Here is a 24,636-nt window from a genome sequence, read left to right on the forward strand (position 1 = left end):
AGGCGTTGTGGCATCCCGAGCCCTCTCAGAACCCGATCTCGGCCGCCGTCGGTGGGTTGGCCCCTGCCCGCGACACCGTCACGGCCGCAGCCTTGGCGCCTACCGTCAGCGCTTCACGCACCGCCTCTTCCGAGAGCGTCGCGACCTTCTCCTTGGTCAGCAGTCCCTGACGCTTCAGCGACGCCAAGATGCCCGCGTCGAAGGTGTCGCCGGCGCCGACGGTGTCGACCACCTCGACCTTGTTCGAGGGAACCGAGACCTTGAAGTTTGCGGTGTAGCCTGTCGCCCCTTCCGCGCCCTTGGTCAGCACCACGAGCTTGGCGCCGCGCGTCAGCCAATAGGCGGCGCGCTCGTCCTGTGTGCCCGACAGCTCGAACCAGTCGAGGTCCTCGTCGGAGAATTTCAGGATGTCGGACATGTCGGCCATGCGGGCGATGCGGGCCTGGTGGGCGGCCTTGTCCTTGATGAAGCCGGGGCGAATGTTCGGGTCGAGCGAGATGACGCGGGTCTTGTGCTCGCGGGTCATCAGCGCCTCATAGGTCGAGCCGCAGGGTTCCGGGATCAGGCTGATCGCGCCAAAATGCAGGGCTTCGCAGCTGTCGTCGAGCGTGGGCAAGTCGGCTTCCGTGATCATCCGGCCTGCCGTGTTTTCGTCGTAGAAGGCATAGGATGCCTGGCCGTTGGTGAGCTTGACCAGCGCGATCGTGCAGGGGCGCGAGAGCGTCGCGCAATAGCTGTAGTCGACGCCGGATGACTTCAGCGTGTCGCGCAGGATGTCGCCCAGCATGTCGTCGGAAAGGCCGGTGAAGAAGCCCGTCTCGATGCCGAGGCGCCCAAGGGCAATCGCCGTGTTGAAAATCGCGCCGCCGGCATAGGGCGAAAAGGCCCGCTCGCCGAGCGTGGTTTCGCGTGGCAACATGTCGATCAGCGCTTCGCCGCAACACAGGATCATTTCGACCTCCCAGTCTTCCGTTTCAATCGATTTAAACCAAGTCGCGCTCGATTTCCAGTGTGTCCGTGAGCATTTGCTCAGGCCAAGGACGAAACCCCACCGTTTCGTCCCGACCATTCGAGCGGTGCATCGAGGAAGGCCTCGACCTCGGAGAGCGTCTTCTCGTCGAACAGTTTCTGCTCGCGAGCAACGGCGAGCACGTGCCGCCATGTCGCGATGTAGTGCAACTTCACCTTGCCATCGTCGAAGCGCTGCTGGGCCTCGGGGAAGATGCCGTAGAAGAAGAGTGCGATGCCGTGATCGACGCCGCCGCCGGCAGCCCTGATCGCGTCGATAAACTTGAACATGCTGCCGCCAGCGGTTGTCAGGTCCTCTATGACGAGAACGCGCGATCCCTCCGGCATGTTGCCTTCGATCTGTGCATTGCGGCCATGGCCCTTGGGCGCCTTGCGGACATAGATCATCGGCAGGCCGAGGCGATCGGCGAGCAGAGCCGCAAACGGAATGCCAGCCGTCTCGCCGCCGGCGATGCAATCGAACTGCTCGAAGCCGGCATTGCGCATCAGGGTGGCGGCGGCAAAATCCATCACCGCAGAGCGCACGCGCGGATAGGAGAGAAGCTTGCGGCAGTCGATATAGACGGGGCTCTTCATGCCGGAGGAAAGCTTGTAGGGCTCGCTGGCGTTGAAATGCACCGCCTTGATCTCCCAGAGCATCTTCGCCACGAGGTCGGCCATCACGGCGGGGTCGGTGAAGGGGGTCTGGATCATGGGGCTCTCCTGTCAGATACGGTCAGAAGCGCAATAGCAGCAAGCCGTGCCGCCCGCCAGATCAACCGTGTGGAACAATCCGCTTCGCCAGATCTTTACGGCTGGCCACACACGAAGGAATAACCCATGGACAACATGCTCGTCATCCAGCCGCTTGTCGCCCTCATCGCCGGCATCCTGATCCTGATCATGCCGCGCCTGCTCAATTATGTCGTTGCCATCTATCTGATCATCATCGGCGTGCTCGGTCTCTGGCCGCAGCTTGGCTCGCTCGGCACCTGACCGGACGGACAACGCGTCCAGATCGGCCACATCAAAGGCCTCGTACACCCGCACGAGGCCTTTGGCGCATCAGGCAACATCCCAGTGCAGTGGGAATTTCGGATTGAAGACGGTCACCGGACCAGCGCCGGTGACGATCTTCGGCGGAAACGTCACCGATTCATCCCGTTTCACGAGCGTGATCGTCTCCTCATTCGGCGCCAGACCATACCAGGCGGGGCCGTTCAGCGAGGTGAAGGCCTCGAGCTTGTCCAGAGCGTCTTCCTGCTCGAAGACATGGGCAAGGCAGCTCATGGTGTTGATCGAGGTATAGATGCCGGCGCAACCGCAGCCGCATTCCTTCAGCGGATCGACATGCGGCGCGCTGTCGGTGCCGAGGAAGAAGCGGGCATCGCCTGAAGCGGCCGCCTTGCGCAGCGCCTGGCGATGGTTCTCGCGCTTGGCGACCGGCAGACAATAGTAGTGCGGCTGAATACCGCCGACGAGAATGTCGTTGCGGTTGATGATCAGGTGATGCGTGGTGATCGAGCCCGCGAGGTTGCGATCGGCGCTACGGATGTACTGAACGCCATCTTCGGTCGTCACATGCTCCATGGTGACCTTCAGCTCCGGGAGACGCTTGCGCAACGGATCGAGGACGGTGTCGATGAAGACCTTCTCGCGGTCGAAAATGTCGACTTCGGGCGTCGTCACTTCGCCATGGACGCAAAGCGGCAGGCCGATCTTCGCCATCCGCTCCAGCACCGGCATGGCCTTGTCCATGTCGCGCACACCGCCGTGGGAATTGGTCGTGGCACCGGCGGGGTAAAGCTTGACGGCCGTGATCAGGCCGGAACGCTTGCCTTCTTCCACGTCGTCAGGGTTTGTGTGCTCGGTCAGATAGAGCGTCATCAGCGGTTCGAAACGGTCGCCTGAAGGCACTGCCTTGAGGATGCGCTCGCGATAGGCGCGCGCATCCTGCGTTGTCACCACCGGCGGCACGAGGTTCGGCATGATGATGGCGCGGGCGAAATGTCGGCTGGTATCGCCGATCACGCCTTCCAGCATGGCACCGTCGCGCAGATGCAGGTGCCAGTCGTCGGGGCGGCGGATGGTGAGCGATGACATGAATAGGCCTCCGGCTTGACGATTACCCGCCGCCCTTAGCATGTCCGCCCACGGGGATCAAAGGATCAGGCGACCCGATCGCTTGCCGATCCCACGGCCTTTTCCGCCTCTTCCGCCTGCTCGCGCCGGTCCTGTTCCAAGATCGCCCGAATGCGAGGCAGAGCGCGTTCGAAGGCAGCCACGCAGTCCGGATCGAACTGGGTGCCGGCACGGCCGAGAATATGCTCGACCGTACGCTCGAAGCTCCAGGCCGGCTTGTAAGGGCGTTCTGTCGTCAGTGCGTCGAAGTTGTCGGCGATGCAGACGATCCGCCCGGAAATCGGGATGGCCGTGCCGACGAGACGGTTCGGATAGCCCTGCCCGTCCCAGCGCTCGTGGTGGCTGGCGGCAATCTCGGAGGCGAGCTGCAGAAGCGACGAACGGGAGCGTCCGAGGATGTCGCTGCCGATTTCGGCATGCGACTGCATCTGGCGATATTCGGCTTCCGTCAGTCGGCCCTGTTTCAGAAGAACCGTGTCTGGCATCGCGACCTTGCCAATGTCGTGCATCGGGGCCGCCAGGCGGATATCGTGGCAGACATGGCTCGGCAGACCCAGTTCAATCGCGATCGCTTCCGAATAGGCCGCGACGCGCAGGGTATGGCGGGCGGTTTCGGGATCCTTGTACTCAGCGGCCAGCGTCAAGCGATGGATAATCTCCTGCTCGCGCTCGCGCAGTTCACCCACCGCACGTTCGACCTCGCGTCGCAGCCATTCGGCCTGATCGGCAAGCTGGCGGCGAGCCCTTGAAAGGCTCACGATGTTCTGGACGCGGGCCTGGAACTCGACAGGGTTCACCGGCTTGGTCAGGAAATCGATCGCACCGGCGTTGAGAGCGGCCATGCGGGTCGTCATGTCTTTGTCGGCCGTGACGAAAACAACGGGAACATCGGCATATTTCTCGAAGCGCACGATTTCCGTGTAGAGCTCGACACCGTTATAGACCGGCATCTGGTAGTCGATGATGGCAATGTCAAACTCAAGCTCCGGCAATGCGGAGAGCACGGCGTCGGGGCTCGCGAATGGCAGAGCCTCGCAATTGTCGAGCTTGCCGACGAGCTTCGTCAGGAGCTTCAGATTGGTGCTGTTGTCGTCCACCAACAAAATACGCATGAACGCCTCCTTGCTTCTCAGGCAACCAGTTTAAATTTAAGCGCGAGGATTTCCTCGCCGAGCAATTCGATATCTTCAGGCGCCGGGGTCTGGCTCCTGAGCGCATTCGCCTTCACCGCCAGGTCGTTGAACCCGACATTGGAGGCTGCCCCCTTGATCGTGTGCAGAACGCGGTCGATCTTGTCCGGATCGTTCCGGTGGAGCGCCTCGGTCAGCTCATCGAGCAGGCCGGTCGCATCGTCGAAGAAGGATTCGACCAGTTCCTGGAAGACATCTTCGCCAAGCGCGTCGACGAGTTCGGCGTGGCGCGCCTCGTCCAACCCCTCGATGCCGAGCTCTGGCATGGACTGAAGTGGCATGGCGGCAAGATCCAGGTCCGGCAATTCCAGTTTCTGGGGCGCAGTCGTCGGCGCCGGGACCGGGACCGGCCTGGTTTCGCGATCCGTCGACGTGGCGTGAGCAATCATCTTTCGCAATCTCTCCAATGTCACAGGCTTGGACTCGAAGCCTTTCATTCCAGCGTCGAGGCAGCGGCGGCGGTCGTCGTCCGATGCGTTGGCGGTCATCGCGATAATCGGCGCTTCGGCCGAGGGGCCGCCTTCGGCAATGATCCGCTTCGTCGCCTCAATGCCGTCCATGACAGGCATCTGCATATCCATCAGGATCAGATCGAAGGCATGTTCGCGAGAAAGGGAGACGGCTTCGGCGCCGTCATTGGCGATCTCCACGTCCTGCCCGAGACGGGCCAGGAAGCGGGTGGCAACGATCTGGTTAACCTTGTTGTCTTCCACCAGAAGGATGCGGCGACGCGGCAGGGTCTCCTCGGCCACCACCTGGGCGGCGAGACCATTCGCCTCCAGGCGGGTCACGGGAACAACTGCCAGTTCGAACCAGAAGATGGAGCCGACGCCGACGGTGCTGCTCATACCGAGTTCGCCGCCGAGGATCTCGACGATCTGCTTGCAGATGGTGAGGCCAAGACCGGTGCCACCGTAGCGGCGGCTGATCGAGGCATCGACCTGCGAGAAGGGCTTGAAGAGCTTGTCGAGACCCGCCTCGTCAATGCCGATGCCGGTGTCCTCCACCTCGAAGCGGATCATCAGCTTGCCTTCGCGATAGAAGTCGCGCAGGCGCAACGTGACGGTTCCCTGCTGGGTGAACTTCACCGCATTCGATAGCAGGTTCAAAAGAACCTGCCTCAGGCGCGTCGGGTCTGTCTTGACGTAGAGGGCATGCAGAGAGTCCGGAAGGTCCAGGATCACCGTATTGCCGTGGTCGTCGGCACGACCTCTGATAATGCTGACACTGCTTTCCGCAAGCGCGCAGACGTCGAAGGCACGCTCTTCCAGTTCCAGCTTGCCATGCTCGATCTTGGAGAAGTCGAGGATCTCGTTGATGATCTCAAGCAGGGCCTCGCCCGAGGAGCGGATCGTCTTGACGCTCTGGATCGCGTCATCGGGAAGGTCTGAGAGCTCGAGCAGTTCCGACATGCCGAGGATCGCGTTCAGCGGCGTCCGGATCTCGTGACCCATGGTCGCCATGAATTGAGATTTGGCGCGGTTTCCGGCGTCGGCGCCTTCATAAGCCTCGCTCAGCTGCGTCGCCATCACCTGCAAGTCGTGGCTCGACCGACGCACCGAACGGAGCTGGCGGTTCAGGATGATGACGAGGAACACGACCGAGACCATCAGGAGCGCGAGCATGACCGTCGAGGTGCGCTCCAGGTTGAGGATCGTCGCCCGGCTGTCCGCCCGCTCATGGCTGACGCGCGTATTGGTGTAAAGAAGGAAGTCCTCGGCCACACGCCCCATGCCGGCAAGATCTGTTTCGAGCCAACGCAACTGCTCCTGCGTCGGCGGGGTGCCGGCGGCATAGGCATCGAATATCGGCTGTGCGGCGCGGACGCCCTCGGTGATGCCGGCGATGTAGCCGTTGATCTTCTCGTCGCCGGAGAAGTAGGTGCCGAACTTTGCCTGGTCGAGGATGGAAACGCGGGAGAAAAGAATATCGTAGCGCAGCGATAGCTCGTCGAGCAATTTCGGGTTCTGCTCTTCGTCACGCATATTCGAGAGGCTGTGAGTCAGCTGGCGCACTTCCCGATCCAGCTGGTAGACAGACCAGAGCGAGTTCTCCCGCACGCCATCTTCCATAATGCGATACTGGCGGGCGATGTCGACGAACAGGATGAGCAGCACGAAGACAAGCACAGCCGAAAGCGTCTGCAGGACGATGGCAATCGTGCCTCCGCCTGCAAATTTCCGTGCTGTGGCGCGCGTCATGGTCACCGGCCGACCTCGATTTCCTTGATCTGCCAGACAGAGCGCGAGAAGTATTTCTCGTTGTAGAGGTCGGCATCGAGGTCGAAGGGATAGACCAGCATCAGGGGCCCCTTGTCCCGCACCGACATCGGCTTTCCGTCGAGTTTCGTGGCGAGGATCGCCTGGAGCCTGGCGTCGTCGGCCGGCACGTCTGCCGCGTAGTCGTTGAGCGCGCGTACCTTGAGGATCGTGCCTGTCGCTCCGACGGCGGTGAGGATCTCGCGCAGCAGTGGGCCTTCGAAGGTCACCTTGCCTTCCGTCCAGGGTGTTTCCATCTCGGCCTTGCGATGCTTCAGACCGTCCAGCATCGCCCGGTCGAACTGCGCCGTATCACCCGCATTCGTATTGGAGATCTCACCCTTCACGGTCAGCACGACCGGGCCGGTCGGCGGGTCCAGCGCAAGAACGGAGGTGGCGCTGATCAGGCTTGCGAGAAGTGCGCCTACAAAGCTTCTCATGACCGATGTTTCCCTTCTTACGCCGAACGGAGTTCGGGATGGACGGCCTCGGCGCCGAGATGATCGGCCAGCAACTTGCGAAAAGCGACAGCCTCGACCGGCTTGCGGAGGAAATCCGTGACGCCCGCGGCCTTGGCTTCCTCACACAGACGCGGTTGATCGTCTGCCGTTACCATCACCACGGGAGTATCGCAGTAGCGATCCATCAGGCGCACGGCCTTGACGAACTGCAGCCCGGACATGCCGGGCAACTGGTAATCGACGATCAGGATTTCGAAGCTTTCCGTATGGCACAGCATCAATGCCGTGTTTCCATCGCCGGCGACCTTGATCTCCTTGGACGTCACCTTCTTGGCGAGGTGCTTTATGATCATCGCATTGGTCGGGTTGTCCTCGACAATCAATACCGCCATTACCTTCACCCTTTGAAAACGCCAGCTTGAAACCCCGGAGCCCTTTTGGCCCGGCGGGAACGGCGTTAACCTTTCATGGAGAAGTTGTATCAGGGAGAGGCTGATATTCGCTGAACCGAACCCGTACAATTTTACCGATGGCGCATTTAATTAGATCTTAAGAATTTACGCAGACTCGGCGAAGCCCTGTGAAAGGTCCATTCAGAACTGGTCGAAAGTGAAATCGGCCGGACGGCTGCGTTGCAGCACGAGCCTGCCATTGGGCAGATCGTTGTTTTCGACTTTCGCTTCGATCTGTGCCGGAGTGAGACCGTAGCCAACCCATCGGGCAATGAGCCGCCGCTCCAGTTCCTCGATCGGCGGCGCGACCATGACGGACAGGTCGAAGAGATCGGCGAGGTCTGCCCACGGCCCCTGATCAAGCAGCAGGTAATTGCCCTCGGCGATCACGATGCGATCCTCGGGCGAAATGCAACGGGCCGCCGCGATCGCAAGCTCCCGGGCGCGGTCAAAGACCGGCACGAAGACTTCGCCGCCTGCCTTTACCGCGCGAAGCAGATCGGCAAGTCCACGCACGTCGAATGTGTGCGGCGCACCCTTGCGGGGAAGATCGCCGCGTTCGTCGAGAATGGAATTGTCGAGGTGGAAGCCGTCCATCGGCAGCACCGCGCTGCGATGGCCTCTTTCGCCGAGGGCTGCATGCAGGCGATCCGCAAGCGTCGACTTTCCGGCGCCGGGAGGTCCGGCAACGCCGACGAGCAAGCGGGCGCCACCATGCGCCCGCCGCTCGATTTCAAACAGAAGATCGTCGAGTTCTGAACTCATGTAGCAAGTTCGGTGTCCGGCGCCGGACGCGCTCCTGTCATGAAGGCTACGGCATCCGACATGGTGTAGTCCTTCGGATTGATCACGCAGAGTCGTTTGCCCAGGCGATGGACATGGATGCGGTCGGCCACTTCGAAGACATGCGGCATGTTGTGGGAAATCAGCACGATGGGCATGCCGCGTGAGCGCACGTCGAGGATCAGTTCCAGCACCTTGCGGCTTTCCTTGACGCCGAGCGCCGCCGTCGGTTCGTCGAGGATGATCACCTTGGAACCGAAGGCCGCCGCACGCGCGACCGCCACACCCTGGCGCTGGCCGCCCGAGAGCGTCTCCACCGCCTGGTTGATGTTCTGGATGGTCATCAAGCCGAGTTCGGAGAGCTTGTCGCGCGCGATCTTCTCCATCGCCGGCCGGTCAAGCTTGCGGAAGACCGAGCCCATGATGCCCGGTTTGCGCAGTTCGCGACCGAGGAACATGTTGTCGGCGATCGAAAGGGCCGGCGACAGAGCAAGGTTCTGGTAGACGGTCTCGATACCGGCCTTGCGTGCCTCGATCGGCGAGCGGAAGTTGATCGCTCGACCCTCGAGCTTGATCTCGCCCTCATCAGGCGTGACAGCACCGGAGATCGCCTTGATCAGCGAGGACTTTCCGGCACCGTTGTCGCCGATGACGGCGAGGATTTCGCCCGGATAGAGGTCGAAATCGGCCTGATCGAGGGCCGTGACGCGGCCGTAACGCTTGACCAGACCGCGGGCGGTGAGAATGGGTTCCTGGGTCATCAGCCTGCTACCTTTCTGATCCACTGGTCGATTGCGACGGCGGCGATGATGAGAACGCCGATCAAGAGATAGGTCCATTGCGGGTCCGTACCGATCAGGCGCAGACCGAGCTGGAAGACACCGACGATCAGCGCCCCGAAAATCATGCCGAGGACCGAGCCGCGTCCGCCGAAGAGCGAGATGCCGCCGATGACCACCGCCGTGATGGATTCGATGTTGGCGAACTGGCCGGCGGTCGGGGAGACCGAACCGATGCGGCCGATGAGTGCCCAGCCGGCGAGTGCACAGATGAGGCCCGACAGCGTGTAGACGGAGATCAGCATGCGCTTGACGTTGACACCTGCGAGTTCCGCCGCGTCCGGATCGTCGCCGACCGCGTAGACGTGCCGGCCCCAGGCAGTGTGATTGAGCACATACCAGAGGACCGCAACCAGAAGCACCATGGCAATGACGCCATAGGTCAGCACGGCACCGCCCATGCGGATGTTTTCGCCGAAGAACTTGAGGATCGGCGCATTGGCGTCGATATCCTGGCTGCGGATCGTCTCGTTGGCGGAATAAAGGAAGTTGGTGGCGAGCACGATCTGCCACATGCCGAGCGTCACGATGAAGGGCGGCAGCTTCATGCGCGCCACGAGCACGCCGTTGATAAAGCCGCAGAAGGCCCCGACAGCCAGACCACAGATCACGGCCAGTTCGGGTGGCAGGCCGTAGCGAAAGGCGAACTGGCCCATGACCACCGACGACAGAACCATGATCGCGCCAACCGACAGATCGATGCCGGCGGTCAGGATCACCAATGTCTGGGCGGCACCGACGATGCCAACGATCGCGACCTGCTGAAGGATCAGCGTCAACGTGAAGGCCGAGAAGAACTTGTTGCCGAGAATGAAGCCGAAGGCCGCAACCGACAGGACCAGCACGATCAGGGCGACGGCTGCGGGGCTTGAATGAAGAAAATGCTGGAAGCGCTCCATTGCCGTGCGCTCGTGTCTGTCGAAAGACGCGACCTGGGTGGAACTGCCCGAGAGGACCTTCTCGAATTCCTGCGGATTTCGCGTTTCGGGATTGGCCGGCTGCATGAGTCATCCTCCCTGCCGTTGTCGATTTTTGTCATTCCATGAAGGATACGCCGGACATGGCTGCGCACAAGGCCGGGCGATCAGCCGACTGGCGGATGGAGACCATCCGCCAGTGCTGCAGTTCAGGCGCGCAAGGCGGGGATCAGCCCCAGCACTTGTCCGTGCCAGCCTTGGTGTCGATGGACTCGACGCCAGCAGCCGGCTTGTCGGTGACGAGCGCGACGCCCGTGTCGAAGAAGTTCTTGCCTTCGGAGGCCGCGGGCTTCTCACCGGTGTCTGCGAACTTCTTGATCGCTTCGATGCCGAGCGATGCCATCAGCAGCGGATACTGCTGCGAGGTCGCACCGATGACGCCTTCGGCGACATTCTTGACGCCCGGGCAACCGCCGTCGACGGAAACGATCAGTACGTCACCTTCCTTGCCGACAGCCTTCAGCGCTTCGTAGGCGCCGGCAGCAGCCGGTTCGTTGATGGTGTGCACAACGTTGACGGAGGGATCCTTCTGCAGAAGGTTTTCCATGGCGGTCCGGCCGCCTTCTTCGTTGCCGTTGGTGACGTCGTGGCCGACGATGCGCGGATCGGTTTCGTCGCCGATCTTGTTGATGTCGACCGTGTCGATGCCGAAGCCCTTCATGAAGCCCTGGTTGCGCAGGACGTCAACCGACGGCTGCGACGGGGTGAGGTTCAGGAAGGCGATCTTGGCGTCCTTGGCGGCGTCGCCGAGGGTTGCTGCCGCCCATTTGCCGATCAGTTCGCCAGCGAGAAGGTTGTCAGTGGCAAAGGTCATGTCGGCGGAGTCAATCGGCTCCAGCGGCGTGTCGAGGGCGATGACGAGCAGACCTGCGTCGCGGGCCTTCTGGACGGCTGGAACGATACCCTTGGTGTCGGAGGCGGTGAGCAGGATGCCCTTCGCGCCGTCGGCGATGCAGGTTTCAATCGCCGCAACCTGGCTCTCCGAGTCGCCGTCGACCTTGCCGGCATAGGCCTTCAGGGTCACGCCGAGTTCGGCGGCCTTGGCAGTCGCGCCTTCCTTCATCTTGACGAAGAAGGGGTTGGTGTCGGTCTTGGTGATGAGGCAGGCAGAAACGTCGGCGGCCTGCACCGGCGCGGCGAAGACAACGCCGAGGGCCAGGGCCGAGAGAGCAGCAGTAATCAGAGACTTTTTCATTTGGTATCCTCCCGAATGGTGTCGGCCAGCTCCTCCGGCCGCAATGCTTCGGCACGGATCGCCTCCTAGCAATCCGATCGGGTGCCTGTCGGCCCCCATTCCTCCACGCCCCCATTTAGAACATCAGAACATTTCGGCTGTCAATAAATAAATCCAGTTGAATTATTAAATCAGTGTGACATCCTGCAGAGGCTTTCGTAAAAGGAAGCGGTCGGGAGGAGCGACCTCAGTGTCACAAGATGATCAAGGAAGACTGGCGGATCCGGCGCCCCGGGTGAGTGCCGGCGGCGGCTCGAACCAGGTGCGTGTGCGCGCCTATAACGAGCGGCTGGTGCTGTCGCTCGTTCGGCAGAATCCGGGATGCTCCAAGGCCGACATCGCTCGCCTGACGGGACTTTCCGCGCAGACGGTCTCGGTCATCATGCGCTCGCTGGAAAGCGACGAACTGCTGATGCGCGGCGAGCCGATCCGTGGCCGGGTCGGACAACCCTCAGTGCCGATGTTCATCAATCCGGACGCCGCCTTTTCCTTCGGGGTCAAGATCGGCCGCCGCAGCGCCGACGTCGTGCTGATGGATTTTGCCGGCAAGATCCGCAAGCAGCGGCACCGGACCTATCGCTACCCCCATCCGGATCATCTGCTGCCCTTCATCTGCGACGGCATTGCCGAGATGGAAGGGGACATGGACACGACCTTGCGCACGCGGATTGCCGGTATCGGCATCGCGGCGCCCTTCGAATTGTGGAACTGGGCGGAAGAAGTCGGCGCGCCCGAGGGCGCGATGGACATCTGGCGGCAAGTCGACCTGCAGGCCCAGGTGCAGACCCGGATGTCGCATCCCGTCTATCTGCGCAATGACGCCACCAGCGCCTGCGGTGCGGAACTCGTCTTCGGGGCCGGCCAGCGCTATCCCGACTTCGTTTATTTCTACATCGGCTCCTTCATCGGCGGCGGCATCGTCGTGAATTCGGCGCTCTTCGTCGGGCGCACGGGAACGGCAGGTGCCATCGGCCCCCTCCCCGTGCGCGACAAGCACGGCGAGACGCGCCAGCTGCTCGACATCGCCTCGATCTTCGTGCTGGAAAACCTGCTTCGTGAGCGTGGCATCGATCCGCAGCCGCTGTGGTATGCGGCTGAGGACTGGATCGACTTCGGTGAACCGCTGGAGATCTGGCTGCAGGATACGGCAGCCGCACTTGCTCAGGCGATCATCGCCGCCGCCTCGATCATCGACTTTGCCGCAGCCATCATCGACGGCGGCTTCCCCGCCTGGGTGCGCCATCGGCTGGTCAGGGCGACCATCGAGGCGATGAACCGTCTCGATCTGCAGGGCGTCGTCATTCCCGACATCGTCGAGGGCGAAGTCGGCGCCCAGGCCCGCGCCATCGGCGGCGCCAGCCTGCCGATCTTCGACCGTTACCTGATCGATCAAACCGTGCTGTTCAAGGATACCACCCATGCTGAAGGGAATTGATCCCCTCCTGAGCCCCGAGCTTCTCGCCACTCTGCGGGCCATGGGCCACGGCGACGAAATCGCCATCGTCGACGGCAATTATCCGGCGCTGGAGCACGCCAGACGGCTCGTGCGGCTCGATGGCCATGCGCTCGTTCCCGTGCTGAATGCGATCCTGAGCGTGATGCCGATCGACGACTTTGTACCGGAAGCGATCTTCCGCTCCGTCGTGGGCAGCAAGCCGGACCAGATTGACCCCGTCCATCGGGAAATCATCGACTGCTGCGCAAGCCATGAGCCGACAGTACCCGTCACGAACCTGATCGGGGCTGATTTCTACAACAGGGTGAAGGCCGCCCATACGGTCGTACAGACCGGAGAGCCGCGCCTCTACGCCAATGTCATCCTGCGCAAGGGCGTGATCTACCCGTAAGCTCTACCCTTCGAGGGCGCGGGAGATACGCCGGGACAACTCGACAGGGTTCTTGAGAACGATGGCGCGGCTGGTGCGCTCCACCAGCTGCTCGCGCGCCAGCCTCGACATTTCGCGCGATACCGTTTCACGGCTTGCGCCGATATGCTCCGCCAGTTCCGCATGCACAAGCGGCGGTGAAATGATGCGTTCGCGGCCCCCGTCGTTGCGCACGCGCGAAAGCCTGAGCAGCGTATTGTAGAGCCGGTGCTTTGTGTCCAGGAAGGAGAGTTCCGACAGGCGGTCGTTCATGGCGCGGATGCGCTTGGACAGGAGCTGGAGCAGCGCCAGCGCCACGTCGGCTCTCTGCTGCAGGATATCGTGAAAGACGATGCAGGGGATCACGGTGACCGTGGCGTCGCTGACGGCCATCAAGCTCGCCGAGCGGGCCATGTCGTCGATGGCGGACTGTTCGCCCAGGATGTCGCCGCGCTTGAAGCTACCGAGAATGGCTTCCTTGCCGACCGAAAACCGCAGCACGGCGCGGATCTCCCCGGTCAGCACGATAAAGACATCCTTGGACATGTCTTCGAAATCGACGAGACTTTCGCCGGCACTCAAGGTGCGCGAATGGCAGCGAGCCAGCCACTCGCGGTCTTCTTCCGGGGTCAACCCAGCAAATATCGCGCATCCGCGCAGTGTCGGAAGCGTGTTTGCCGGGAGCGGCACGGAAGAACCTGTCGAAGGGTTAGCTTTCATTTACGGATTACTTGTCGCATTCATGTCTATGAATCTTACTTATTCGGTCGCGTCGATCGATAGCAAGATGCCGAAAAACAAGACCCTTATAATTCGGCTACCAGATATCATTGAATTTCATTCAATTTGGAACAACGCGGAAACCAAGTTGAGACAGTCAACCAATCGAACCTGACGACGGGCCCCAGACATCGGTCAGGGCGAAACCATGCTCGAAGGGGTCGAAGGGGTCCAGCGCCACCTGATGCAGGCCGAAGGTGAAACCACGGCCGCTGATCGTCGGAATGACGGCCGGGCGTCCGGCGACCTCCGAAACGGCAGCGAGACCGACCTCGAACTCTGAACCGATGATCGAGCGGGACAGCATCACATCGCCGACCTTGACCTTGCCACGCGCATGAAGTGTCGCGAGATTGGCTGAATTCCCGGTACCGCAGGGGGAACGATCGACACGTCCCGGCCACATGGTCGTGCATGTGCGGATCGCGCCATCGGGATCGACATCGCGGAACATCACATAGGCCACGCCCGAAATTGCCGGGATTTCGGGATGAACCACCTGGATCTTCCGGTTGATTTCCTCCTTGAGGATCATGCCGGCTTCGACCAGCGCCCTTGCATTGCCCTTTTCGATGGTCAGTCCCACCTGATCGACATCGACCAGCGCATAAAAAATGCCGCCATAGCTCAGGTCGAAGGTGATGCGACCCCATTGCTCGGTCTCGAGCGAAACATCCAGGTCGTGGACGAAGGAGGGGACCATGGTGAGTTTCACCCGCTCGCAGCGCCCGTCGCGACAGGTGGCCGTCGCCTTGACGAGTCCGGCCGCTGTTTCCAGCATCACGATCGTCTCCGGCTCCTGCATCTCGACCATGCCACTTTCGAGAAGTGCTGTCGTGACGCAGATGGAATTGGAGCCCGAGCTCGCATGGGCCTGGTCCGGCTGTAGGATGACGAAGGCCGCATCGGCCGCCGGGTTCTTCGGCGGCAACAGCAGGTTGACAGAGCCAATCGGCGCACCGCGAGGTTCCAGCACGAGCATGCGCCGGAGCGCCTCACCCTTCGGGTCCGTGTTTAGCCAGAGCAACTGATCCGCCACGGTCTCACCCGGGATCTTCGGGACGCCACCGGTGGCGACCCTGCCGATTTCACCCTCGGCATGCACATCGAGCAGTTGAAGTGTGCGCTTCCATCTCATGTCTTTTATCCCACACTCGGTCGAGTTCACCGCCCCGAAGCGGAGCGTTGCCATTCAAGATCACAAGGACACCCGTGAGCTCAAGAGGCACCCTCGCGGTTCCCGATCAGCAACGTTGCAGCATCCTGTAAATCAGCACTGCGTCACATCCAAGTGCTTTTGTTGAACAGTTCGACAGACAATCGAGGGAGCGGAGGGCAAATGGGGAGGCGACAAATAGCGCCGTCTGGTCTTCTTTTGCTTAACGCATCACTGAAGCCCGATCCTGAGATTAACCCTTTATTAACTCTCTCCCGAAGCGGGCCGCCGTAAGTGTTAGCTTTGGTCCAGATCTAGACTGGAGACCGCCATGCACCGGATGGAGACGATCAATCGCAAGACCTGGGAAAACGCCTGGTCGATCCGCGAATACAGTCGCAGCGAAGGCTTCCTCGACGAAGGGGAGCGAACAGCATTCGACCTTGGGACGGCACAGGTCGGAAAACGCGTTCTCGATATCGGGGTCGGTGGCGGCCGGACCGCAGGCCTGCTCGCGAACGGTCGGGACTATATCGGCATCGACTACACGGCGCCCATGGTGGAGCGGGCAAGGGCCAACCACCCGGCATTGCGGTTCGAGCATATGGATGCGCGCGATCTGAGCGCCTTTGCCGACGCATCGTTCGATCTGGTCGTCTTCAGCTTCAACGGCATCGATTCGGTCGATCCGGCCGGTCGAGTGCGGGTGCTGGAAGAAGTCTCCCGGGTGCTTTTCCCCGGCGGGCACTTCGTCTTCTCGACCTTTCACAAGGACTGGCAGGGATTCGAGGCCCTGCCCGACTACAGGCGAGTGGAATGGACTATGGATCCGCTGCGGCTGGGGTTCAGGCTCTATCGCTATGTCGAGGGTGGCATCCTCAAGGCCATTCGCCTCAGGAAGCATCGAACGCTCGAGCTGCGCGCAGAGGACCATGCGATCCTGATGCATGGCGCGCATGATTTCGGCATCATGGTGCATGCGACCACGCGCCGACATCTTCTGGATCAACTCGGACAGGCGGGTTTTGCAAGCGATCCGCTGCTCATGGACAGGGACGGAAGCGTCCTTGGGCATCAGTGGCCCAGCAGCCTGCATTTTCTGTATGTGCTCGCACAGAAGCCGTTGCGGAGCTGAGAACCGCATCTCCCTGGACTGTGCAGTCTCACCCAGCGAGCCCGCCACTACGGGCAAGCCCCGCTGTCTGCATAGATGCAGCCAGGACACGTGCAGTGTCAGGTTTGTGCAATAAAATAATCAGAGAAAGAATGGCGCACCCGAAGAGATTCGAACTCCTGACCCCCAGATTCGTAGTCTGGTGCTCTATCCAGCTGAGCTACGGGTGCGTGCCAACCGACTGTTCGTCGGCGTGTGGCGATCCTCTAAAACGGGACGATCCGGAATGCAAGCGTCCATTTCGAAAAAGAGTCATTTTCCTGTCACGTCCCGGCCAGGCTTCGCTCAGGCGCGGGCGCGCCAATCGTCGAGAGCCACTGGCCTGTCAGGGATCTCGACCCGGAACATAGTGCCCGGGCCGGGTTTTTCGACCAGCGCGATGGTGCCGCCATGGGCGATCACGAGTTCGCGGGCAATGGCGAGGCCGAGCCCCGTGCCGCCGGAGCGGGCAGAGCCGCGGAAGGCGGCAAACAGGTTTTCGCGGGCCTTGCGCGGCATGCCTGGCCCCGTGTCGTCGATGACGATGCCGACGACAGAGCCGGTGCGCTGCGCCGAGATGGTGATGCGCCTGACATGTTCAGGATCGTCGGTCGAGAAGCCGGCCAGGGCCTGAACTGCATTGCGGCAGATGTTGTGAACCACGCGGAACAATTGCTCGCTGTCGGCGTCCACTTCGATATCCGTTCCGACGCTGTCGACAAATTCAATGCCGGTTTCCGGACTGAGATGCAGGAGGTCGCGCACTTCCTGGCAGAGCTCCGCCAGGAGAAATCGCCGCCGGCGCGGCGCGGCCTCCGACGTCTGCCCATAGGACAGAACCTCGCTCGTATACCCGACAGCACGGTCAATGGTCCGCAACAACTTCGGTGCAAAGCTCTTCACCAGCGGATCGTCCACATCCACCAGCCGGTCGGACATCAGCTGGGCCGAAGCCAGAATGTTGCGCATGTCGTGATTGATCTTCGAGACTGCGAGACCGAGGTCGGCGAGCGTCTTCTGCTGGCGCAGCGTCTTCTGCAACTGGACCTGCATGCGCGACAGATGGCGCCCCGCAACGGCAATCTCATCCTTGCCTTCGGGCGTCGGCAGCACACGGGTCGGATCCTCGGGGGCTTCCGCGAAGAACTGCATGCTGCGGGCGAGCCGTCGGACCGGCATGATCATCACCCGGTTGATGGCGAGGAACATCAGGAAGGCCGTGATGACCGAAATGATCAGGGATACGACGAGGATGTTGCGCGCATAACCCAGCATAGCCTTGCGCAGCGGCGCCTCGTCGATGACGATTTCGACGGTCACTTCGCTGGTCTCGGCGATCGGGCCATAGACCCGGAGCAGCCGATCGCCGCCGAAGAAAAGCGTGTAGAGGGCATCGCGGATGGAGCCGAATTCGGAATAGTCCGCGAGATCGAAGGCGGCATCCACTTCGCTCGGCATCTCCGTGACCGCGAGCAACTGAGACGTGCCGTCCTTACGCAGAACGATCGCCTTGGTTCCAGTCGTCGCAAGAGTAAGGTCCTGCACGCCACGGGGCAATTCCAGCGGTTGCAGCCCGTCGATCACGACGCTTGCGGCCGCCGCCGTGTTGAGACGGTCCTGCAGCCAGCGCTGGCGCATGGTCGCCACAGACGGCGCAAAGATTAAAATTTCGGCCAGCATGACAAAGGCGATCGTCAGCCAGAGCAGCTTGCCCGACAAACCGCGGATGCGGGACGGCATGGCGTAACCTCCGGAGAGGTCTGCCTGCAGATCGGTGTCCTGCAGATCACTGTCCTGCCGGTCGAACATCAGCCCTCGTTCCTATCGCCCCTGTCCACTGCCCGAGGTTCACAAACATCAAGGCAGCGTCACAAGACTAATGCAGCGCGATCGCACATGCCATGCGTAAGTCGCGAAGAAACATGAAACTTCGTCCATGTTATGGAGAGAGATTGCATGGCGGAGGCACGGCAAGGCGGCTATATTTCACAAAGTCGTATGGCTGGAGACGGTTCTTGCCCGGCTGATTGACTCCTAGGGCCCCTGACACTATAAGCCGCGCACGTTCGGAAACATGCGCCCGGCGGCGCGTACCCGTGCGAAGAACCAAAACGCTGTTGCAATTTGCACATCCAAGAAGGGCCGCACACCGCGGTATTAAATAAATGTCGAAGCGTACTTTCCAACCTTCCAAGCTTGTTCGCAAGCGCCGCCACGGCTTCCGTGCGCGTATGGCCACCAAGGGCGGCCGCCTGGTCTTGAACGCTCGCCGCGGTCGCGGTCGCGCCAAGCTTTCGGCCTAACGGCCAGATGAGCCCGACGAGATGACGGGCCCATGACGTCCACGGACTCCAAAAATCCTGTCGGCCGGCTGAAAAGCCGGCCCCAGTTTCTCGCCGTGAGACACGGCGAAGCGCGCAAGGGTCGCATCTTCCTTCTCGAAGTGCTCGACCGCAAGGACGACGCGCCGCCCCGCGTGGGCTTCACCGTCACCAAGAAACACGGCAATGCAGTAGAGCGAAACCGCATGCGGCGCAGGTTGAAGGAAGCCGTGCGACTGAATGCGGCGTTTGCAATGCAGCCGGGACATGACTATGTCATTGTCGCCCGGCGCGAGGTGCTGGGTATTCCCTTTGATCAATTGTCCCGGCAATTGATCCACCGCATCGAAAACCGCCCGTCGAACAAAAGCCGGTCCGACAAGACCGCTCCCAGGAAAGAGTGATGCAGAACAACCGCAACTATTTCATCGCGATTGCCTTATCGGTGGTGATCGTCCTCGCCTGGCAGTTCTTCTACATGAACCCGCGGATCGAAGCCCAGCGCAAGGTCCAGGAAGCCCAGATCGAACAGCAGCAGGCTCAGACGGAGCAGCAGGTCACCACACCGGCCGCGACCGTCGATGGCAGCCTTCCGGCCGGTGGTGTCGCCACTGCGGAAGCCAGCCGCGAAGCAGCCGTCGCAAAGACGGCGCGTGTTGCGATCGAGACGCAGGACCTGGTTGGTTCGATCAACCTGACCGGCGGCCGCCTCGACGATCTGAAACTGCGCCAATATCGCGAGACCGTGGATCCGGCGAGCCCGATCGTCACCTTGTTCAATCCGGCTGAAACCCGCGACGCCTATTTTGCCGAACTCGGCTTCATCGCCGGGGAAAATGCCGGGTCCGTTCCGGGTCCGAACACCGTCTGGACCGCAGCGGACGGCTCCAAGCTCACCGAGACGACGCCTGTCACGCTGACTTTCACGAACGAAGCCGGCCTGACCTTCTCCCGCAAGATCACCGTCGACGAACATTACATGTTCACCATCGAAGACGAGATCGTCAACAATGGCACGGCTGCCGCAAGCCTTGCGCCCTATGGCCGTGTCACGCGCTATAACAAGCCCGCAACGCCCTCGATCTTCGTCCTGCATGAAGGTTTCCTCGGCGTCCTCGGAGCCGAAGGCAGCCTCGCCGAACACGACTACACGGATGTCGAGGAAGAGGCGATCGCCAATGCCAAGGCGACCGGTGGCTGGATCGGCATCACCGACAAGTACTGGGCAACGTCGCTCATCCCGCAGCAGACGTTCCCTTACGAATCGCGCTTCTCGTACTTCACCGATGGCCAGCCCCGTTTCCAGGCCGACTACAAGAACGACGCCGTCAGCATTCCCGCCGGCCAGAGCACCTCGGTGAAGACACTTCTCTTCGCCGGCGCCAAGCAGGTTCCGGTCATTGACAGCTATCAGGAAAGCCTGGGCATTCCGAAGTTCGACCTGATGATCGACTGGGGCTGGTTCTATTTCATTACCAAGCCGATGTTCCACCTGATGGACTACTTCTTCCATCTCGTTGGCAATTTCGGCGTGGCCATCCTGCTCACCACCATCGTCGTCAAGCTGCTCTTCTTCCCGCTCGCCAGCAAGCAATACGCCTCCATGGCCAACATGAAGCGCGTGCAGCCGAAGCTTGAAGAGCTGAAGACCAAGTTCGCCGACGACCGCATGGGCCTGCAGCAGGCGATGATGGCGCTCTACAAGGAAGAGAAGATCAATCCGGTGGCCGGCTGCTGGCCGGTTCTCCTGCAGATCCCGGTCTTCTTCGCCCTCTACAAGGTCATCTACGTCACGATCGAAATGCGTCATGCGCCGTTCTTCGGCTGGATCCAGGATCTCTCGGCGCCCGATCCGACGACCTTCATCAACCTGTTCGGCCTCCTGCCGTTCGATGCGCCAACCTTCCTGCATCTCGGCGTCTGGCCGATCATCATGGGTGTCACCATGTGGCTGCAGATGCGCATGAACCCGACACCGCCGGACCCGACACAGGCGATGCTGTTCAACTGGATGCCCGTGATCTTCACCTTCATGCTCGGCACGTTCCCGGCAGGTCTGGTGATCTACTGGGCCTGGAACAACACGCTGTCGATCCTGCAGCAGGGCTTGATCATGAAGCGCCACGGCGTCGAGATCGAACTGTTCAAGAACATTGGTCGAATGTTCCGGCGAAAGCCCGCAACGACCAAATAACGATCAGAAAGCCCCGGCCCAAGCCGGGGCTTTCTGCTTTTTGGAACGAGATCGCCAATGACGGACATCACTGCCCCCACTCCACGCGCCTGGCTCGGCATCGCGCTCGTTGCCGGCTCTGCCCTGGCCTGGAGCTATGGCGGTGCAATCCAGCGCTTCATTGGTGTGGAGGACGGTTGGACCATCGTCTTCTGGCGCTGCCAGTTCGCCGGGCTTTTCCTTCTGGCCTTCATGCTGCTGCGCGATCGGTTCGACGGCACCATCCGTCTCTTCCGCTCCATGGGCTGGCCCGGCTTCTTCATCGCCGTCGGCTTTGCCCTCGTCTCCACCTTCTTTGTCTTGGCAGTGACGATGACGCCGGTCGCGAATGTCGTGCTGTTCTTGGCCTCCATCCCGCTCTTTGCCGCCCTCCTCGCGCGGATCGTGCTGAAAGAGCCGATTACGCCCGTCACCTGGGGCGCCATCTTCGCGGTCATCCTTGGCGTCGGTATCATGGTGTCATCATCGATCGGCGACGGCGGCTCAATCCTCGGGCTGGCGCTTGCCGCAGCCATTCCGGCGATCTTTGCCTGCATGACGGTGATCACCCGCAGCTATCCCGGCATCCGCATGACGCCCGCGGCCTGTGGCGGCTCGTTCATCGCGTCCGCAATAGCCGCCAGCCAGGCCGGCACCTTTGCCGTCAGCGGACAGGACCTCGCACTTCTCTTCTGCTTCGGCGCACTCAACCTGGGGCTCGGCATGGCGCTTTATGTCACGGGCGCGCGCATGATCCCCTCGGCGCTCGCCGCCCTGATTGGTACAGCCGAAATGATCCTCGCCCCGGTCTGGATGGTGGTCCTGCACAACGAGATCCCCTCCGGCCGCACAATCATCGGGGGCGCACTCGTCATGGCGGCCCTCTTCACCTATCTCATCAACCACGCACGGCAGGGGCCGAGGCACCCAGATGCAGCGGCGGCTTGACTTTGCCGCGCAAAACCCTGATTTGACCGGGTTCAAGAGAGACCCAAGCCATGCGCGACCCTAATCAGAGAAGTGACTATCCCCTGTTCGTCCGCCCGTGGATCTTCATCCGCGGCGTGCCGTCGATGGACTTCCTGCCGCCGGAAGGCCCGCTCGAAGTCGCCTTCGCCGGTCGTTCGAATGTCGGAAAGTCGTCATTGATCAATGCGCTGGTCGGTCAGGCTGGCCTCGCCCGCACCTCGAACACGCCGGGTCGCACCCAGGAACTCAACTACTTCGTGCCCGACGGCTATTCCGGCAATGCCGGTGACCTGCCGCCGATGGCGCTCGTCGACATGCCTGGCTACGGCTACGCCAAGGCGCCGAAAGAACAGGTCGACGCCTGGACCAGGCTGGTCTTCGATTATCTGCGCGGTCGCGCGACACTGAAGCGCGTCTATGTGCTGATCGACAGCCGCCACGGTATCATGAAGAATGACGACGAGGTGCTGACCTTGCTCGACAAGGCCGCCGTCTCCTACCAGATCGTGCTCACCAAGACCGACAAGATCAAGGAAGCCGGCGTACCGCGGCTGATCGCCGAAACGCTTGAGAAGATCAAGAAGCATCCGGCCGCCTTCCCGGAAGTGCTGTCGACTTCGTCCGAAAAGGCAGACGGCCTCGAAGAGTTGCGGGGCGCAATCACCGAGGCCGTCAAACAGGGCCTTTGACGCTCAGGCGCCTGTCGTCGCGTCAGGGGCGGTTACGCCCCCTTAGCCTTACATCTTCGGCAGGATGACCGTGTCGACGACATGGATCACGCCATTCGACTGCTTGACGTCGGCGATGGTCACGGTGGAGACACCGCCATTTTCATCTGTCAGCGTGACCTTGCCGTCCATGGCCTTGGCCTTCAGCACGCAACCGCCGACGGTGGTCACGTCGTGTTCGCCGCCGTCATCCGCAATCATCTTGACGATGGCATCAGACATCACGTCGGCTGCAACCACGTGGCAGGTCAGAACCTTGGTGAGCTGGTCCTTGTTTTCCGGCTTCAGCAGGGTGTCGACCGTGCCGGCCGGCAGCTTGGCGAAGGCGTCATTGGTCGGGGCGAAAACGGTGAACGGACCGGCGCCCGAAAGGGTTTCAACGAGACCTGCGGCCTGAACGGCGGCAACCAGCGTCGTGTGATCCTTCGAGTTAACGGCGTTTTCAACGATGTTCTTGGTTTCGAGCATTTCACCACCGCCGACCATCGGATTGGCGGCATAGGCTGCGGCAGCGCCTGCCAGGATGGCTGCGGAGAATGCGAGCGGGCGAAGAGCGGTCTTGAACATTGCGGTTTCCTCTTATCCTTGGTGTTCTCGATCGTGTCCCTGCGGTTCGCGCGGGACATCGGGGCGTTCCTCAGCGGGAACACCTTCAAGGACGGAGGCGCGGTCAGCTAAGTTTCAGGCGGCTCGAAATATCCGGCCGCCTGACATTCATTGCATTGATTCTACGAGGGGATTTCTTCGTCAGGGCCGTATTTCACCGACCGCCACAACGGGACCTGTCGCCTTGCCCGTCGGCGACCCGCCGAATGGTTCGAGGCTGACGGCCAGGACGACGCCTTCGGTCAGGCGAGCGCGCAGATCCCTGGGAACGTCGAGTTCCCCCAGCCCCGATTGCGGCAAGACGCCGAGCGAGATCGGCGCCTGCTCTCCTTCGACAAGCCAGAGTTCCAGAGACTGCTCCTCTGCACCGCCACTGGCCACCGGCGTCACCGAAAGGCGTCCGGATGCTCCGTCGTAACGGGCATGGAGCGCGATGGCCTGATTGTCTCCGGCGAGATCTGCCATCAGCGCCGCTTGCGGCTTCGGGCGGATCTGCTCCGCATAATCGAGGCCGAAGACGAGACCGAGCGCTGCGATCGAGGCGAGGCTCAGCCCGCGCCAGAGCACCAGCGAATTCCACAGGCTGCCTCTGACCCCAGCCGTTGTGGCCGGAGATGCAAACAGCCGATCCTCGATCGTCGAAAGCAGTTGATCCGGCGGCGTCACCTCGGCGTAGTCGTCGTTGAACTGGGTAAGGTTCTCTTCCCAGCGACGGACCATGGCGGCGAACTGCCAATCGTGGCGCAGGCGCGCGTCCACCTTCTGGCGTTCTGATCCGCTCAGGACGCCGAGGACATATTCGCCCGCGAGAACTTCATCCCGCGACCGGTCTCCCTTGCTTTGGTCAGGCGTGCTCATCCATGCACTCTCTCAGTTTCAAAAGGCTGCGCCGCAGCCATGTGCGCATCGTGTTCAGCGGAACGGCGAAATGATCCGCCAGCTCCTGGTAGGAGAGACCTTCGACATAGGCCTGGCGTACCGCCAGCGCCCTGTCAGGATCCAATGCCTCCAGGCAGGTGTCAATGCGGCCGCCCTCGGATCGAAGCACGGCGTTCTGCTCCGGATCGGGTGCCAGATCAGCGATATCCACCGCAGCCTCGATATCCTCCCCCTGCGGCCGACGCGCCCTCAGGCGATCGATGCAATGGTAGCGGACGATGGCGCATAGCCATGGATAGGCATTGGCTCCGTCGCCCGTATAGCTGCCGGCCTTGTGCCAGATCTTCACGAACACATCCTGGAGCGCCTCTTCGGCCTCGCCCCTGTCTTTGAGCATACGGATGCAGATGGCGAAAAGTTTCGCCGAAACACCACTATAGAGCAAGGAAAAGGCATTCCGGTCCCGCAGGGATACCCGGGCCAGCAATCCGCCGATGTCGTCGCGTTCCATTCAGCCCCCTCACGCCACCGCCGATCATATAGCGCATCATCAGCGGCGGACAATGCAACGAGAAGAAGAAGCATGTCACGCGCCGCTTATATTGCCGGGCGATTATTCCATC

At 61.6% G+C, this 24,636-nt stretch carries 26 protein-coding genes and 1 tRNA gene; 9 read left to right on the plus strand and 18 right to left on the minus strand.

Annotation, left to right across the window (positions count from 1 at the left end):
* Positions 1-25 precede the first annotated feature (25 nt).
* Together LJE98_RS03140 and LJE98_RS03145 are read right to left on the minus strand one after the other, a co-directional pair.
* Positions 26-952: a carbohydrate kinase family protein gene (locus LJE98_RS03140; RefSeq protein ID WP_229573352.1), complete on the minus strand. Its 927-nt coding sequence runs from the start codon at positions 950-952 to the stop codon at positions 26-28.
* Between the two features lie 77 nt (positions 953-1,029).
* Positions 1,030-1,722, minus strand: coding sequence for an orotate phosphoribosyltransferase (locus tag LJE98_RS03145; RefSeq protein ID WP_229573353.1), 693 nt, complete (start codon positions 1,720-1,722; stop codon positions 1,030-1,032).
* Positions 1,723-1,848: 126 nt separating this feature from the next.
* Here LJE98_RS03145 and LJE98_RS03150 point away from each other — a divergent pair, with 126 nt between their 5' ends.
* The gene (locus LJE98_RS03150) at positions 1,849-2,004 is read left to right on the plus strand and encodes a DUF3096 domain-containing protein (protein WP_229573355.1); all 156 of its coding nucleotides are present in this window, start codon (positions 1,849-1,851) and stop codon (positions 2,002-2,004) included.
* Positions 2,005-2,073: 69 nt separating this feature from the next.
* On the opposite strand, the gene pyrC is transcribed toward LJE98_RS03150, so the two are convergent.
* The 9 genes from pyrC to LJE98_RS03195 form a co-directional block, all read right to left on the minus strand.
* On the minus strand, positions 2,074-3,111 hold the full coding sequence (gene pyrC / locus LJE98_RS03155; protein WP_229573357.1) for a dihydroorotase: 1,038 nt from the start codon (positions 3,109-3,111) through the stop codon (positions 2,074-2,076).
* 65 nt (positions 3,112-3,176) lie between these two features.
* Positions 3,177-4,262, minus strand: coding sequence for an HD domain-containing phosphohydrolase (locus tag LJE98_RS03160; RefSeq protein ID WP_229573358.1), 1,086 nt, complete (start codon positions 4,260-4,262; stop codon positions 3,177-3,179).
* Between the two features lie 17 nt (positions 4,263-4,279).
* Positions 4,280-6,541: an ATP-binding protein gene (locus LJE98_RS03165; RefSeq protein ID WP_229573896.1), complete on the minus strand. Its 2,262-nt coding sequence runs from the start codon at positions 6,539-6,541 to the stop codon at positions 4,280-4,282.
* Between the two features lie 2 nt (positions 6,542-6,543).
* Entirely contained in the window at positions 6,544-7,038 is a 495-nt protein-coding gene (locus LJE98_RS03170) for a molybdopterin-dependent oxidoreductase (protein ID WP_229573360.1), read from the minus strand.
* A gap of 17 nt (positions 7,039-7,055) precedes the next feature.
* Positions 7,056-7,451 (minus strand): response regulator, encoded by a 396-nt coding sequence (locus tag LJE98_RS03175; protein WP_229573361.1) that lies wholly within the window; start codon positions 7,449-7,451, stop codon positions 7,056-7,058.
* 201 nt (positions 7,452-7,652) lie between these two features.
* Positions 7,653-8,276, minus strand: coding sequence for a nucleoside triphosphate hydrolase (locus tag LJE98_RS03180; protein WP_229573363.1), 624 nt, complete (start codon positions 8,274-8,276; stop codon positions 7,653-7,655).
* Complete coding sequence (locus tag LJE98_RS03185; RefSeq protein WP_229573364.1) at positions 8,273-9,055, minus strand: ATP-binding cassette domain-containing protein; 783 nt, start codon at positions 9,053-9,055, stop codon at positions 8,273-8,275. The genes LJE98_RS03180 and LJE98_RS03185 overlap by 4 nt, the downstream gene beginning before the upstream one ends.
* Entirely contained in the window at positions 9,055-10,137 is a 1,083-nt protein-coding gene (locus tag LJE98_RS03190) for an ABC transporter permease (RefSeq protein WP_229573366.1), read from the minus strand. The genes LJE98_RS03185 and LJE98_RS03190 overlap by 1 nt, the downstream gene beginning before the upstream one ends.
* 142 nt (positions 10,138-10,279) lie before the next feature.
* Positions 10,280-11,305 carry a sugar ABC transporter substrate-binding protein gene (locus LJE98_RS03195; RefSeq protein ID WP_229573367.1) on the minus strand — a complete coding sequence of 342 codons (1,026 nt, stop codon included), beginning with the start codon at positions 11,303-11,305 and terminating at the stop codon, positions 10,280-10,282.
* Positions 11,306-11,534: 229 nt separating this feature from the next.
* Between LJE98_RS03195 and LJE98_RS03200 the strand changes: the two genes are divergently transcribed.
* Positions 11,535-12,779 (plus strand): ROK family transcriptional regulator, encoded by a 1,245-nt coding sequence (locus LJE98_RS03200; RefSeq protein ID WP_229573369.1) that lies wholly within the window; start codon positions 11,535-11,537, stop codon positions 12,777-12,779.
* Positions 12,763-13,191, plus strand: coding sequence for an RbsD/FucU family protein (locus tag LJE98_RS03205; RefSeq protein WP_229573371.1), 429 nt, complete (start codon positions 12,763-12,765; stop codon positions 13,189-13,191). The genes LJE98_RS03200 and LJE98_RS03205 overlap by 17 nt, the downstream gene beginning before the upstream one ends.
* Before the next feature lie 3 nt (positions 13,192-13,194).
* On the opposite strand, the gene LJE98_RS03210 is transcribed toward LJE98_RS03205, so the two are convergent.
* A complete protein-coding gene (locus LJE98_RS03210) occupies positions 13,195-13,842 on the minus strand; it encodes a Crp/Fnr family transcriptional regulator (RefSeq protein WP_229573373.1) in 648 nt (215 codons plus the stop codon).
* Between the two features lie 244 nt (positions 13,843-14,086).
* Positions 14,087-15,127, minus strand: coding sequence for a 4-hydroxyproline epimerase (locus LJE98_RS03215; RefSeq protein WP_229573375.1), 1,041 nt, complete (start codon positions 15,125-15,127; stop codon positions 14,087-14,089).
* 349 nt (positions 15,128-15,476) lie between these two features.
* On the opposite strand from LJE98_RS03215, the gene LJE98_RS03220 reads away from it, so the two are divergent.
* A complete protein-coding gene (locus tag LJE98_RS03220) occupies positions 15,477-16,280 on the plus strand; it encodes a class I SAM-dependent methyltransferase (protein ID WP_229573377.1) in 804 nt (267 codons plus the stop codon).
* Positions 16,281-16,412: 132 nt separating this feature from the next.
* Here the strand turns inward: LJE98_RS03220 and LJE98_RS03225 are convergent.
* Positions 16,413-16,489 (minus strand) — tRNA-Arg (locus LJE98_RS03225).
* 115 nt (positions 16,490-16,604) lie between these two features.
* A complete protein-coding gene (locus LJE98_RS03230) occupies positions 16,605-18,038 on the minus strand; it encodes a sensor histidine kinase (protein WP_229573898.1) in 1,434 nt (477 codons plus the stop codon).
* Between the two features lie 425 nt (positions 18,039-18,463).
* On the opposite strand from LJE98_RS03230, the gene rpmH reads away from it, so the two are divergent.
* From rpmH to yihA, 5 genes are read left to right on the plus strand one after another with little or no spacing between them, the layout of a single operon-like run.
* A complete protein-coding gene (gene rpmH / locus LJE98_RS03235) occupies positions 18,464-18,601 on the plus strand; it encodes a 50S ribosomal protein L34 (protein WP_102020813.1) in 138 nt (45 codons plus the stop codon).
* Between the two features lie 32 nt (positions 18,602-18,633).
* Positions 18,634-19,023, plus strand: coding sequence for a ribonuclease P protein component (gene rnpA, locus LJE98_RS03240; protein ID WP_136556811.1), 390 nt, complete (start codon positions 18,634-18,636; stop codon positions 19,021-19,023).
* Complete coding sequence (yidC, locus tag LJE98_RS03245) at positions 19,023-20,813, plus strand: membrane protein insertase YidC (RefSeq protein WP_229573379.1); 1,791 nt, start codon at positions 19,023-19,025, stop codon at positions 20,811-20,813. The genes rnpA and yidC overlap by 1 nt, the downstream gene beginning before the upstream one ends.
* Positions 20,814-20,870: 57 nt before the next feature.
* A complete protein-coding gene (locus LJE98_RS03250) occupies positions 20,871-21,779 on the plus strand; it encodes a DMT family transporter (protein ID WP_229573381.1) in 909 nt (302 codons plus the stop codon).
* 50 nt (positions 21,780-21,829) lie between these two features.
* Positions 21,830-22,489 carry a ribosome biogenesis GTP-binding protein YihA/YsxC gene (gene yihA / locus LJE98_RS03255; protein ID WP_229573383.1) on the plus strand — a complete coding sequence of 220 codons (660 nt, stop codon included), beginning with the start codon at positions 21,830-21,832 and terminating at the stop codon, positions 22,487-22,489.
* Positions 22,490-22,537: 48 nt separating this feature from the next.
* Here yihA and LJE98_RS03260 read toward each other — a convergent pair whose 3' ends face one another.
* The 3 genes from LJE98_RS03260 to LJE98_RS03270 all read right to left on the minus strand — a co-directional run bounded on the left by LJE98_RS03260 (position 22,538) and on the right by LJE98_RS03270 (position 24,524).
* Entirely contained in the window at positions 22,538-23,095 is a 558-nt protein-coding gene (locus LJE98_RS03260) for a fasciclin domain-containing protein (protein ID WP_229573385.1), read from the minus strand.
* A gap of 180 nt (positions 23,096-23,275) precedes the next feature.
* On the minus strand, positions 23,276-23,992 hold the full coding sequence (locus LJE98_RS03265; RefSeq protein WP_229573387.1) for an anti-sigma factor: 717 nt from the start codon (positions 23,990-23,992) through the stop codon (positions 23,276-23,278).
* A complete protein-coding gene (locus tag LJE98_RS03270) occupies positions 23,979-24,524 on the minus strand; it encodes a sigma-70 family RNA polymerase sigma factor (protein WP_229573388.1) in 546 nt (181 codons plus the stop codon). Before LJE98_RS03270 ends, LJE98_RS03265 begins: the two co-directional genes overlap by 14 nt.
* Positions 24,525-24,636 lie beyond the last annotated feature (112 nt).

It is taken from the genome of Rhizobium sp. 'Codium 1' (assembly GCF_020889605.1).
Classification (GTDB): domain Bacteria; phylum Pseudomonadota; class Alphaproteobacteria; order Rhizobiales; family Rhizobiaceae; genus Allorhizobium; species Allorhizobium algae.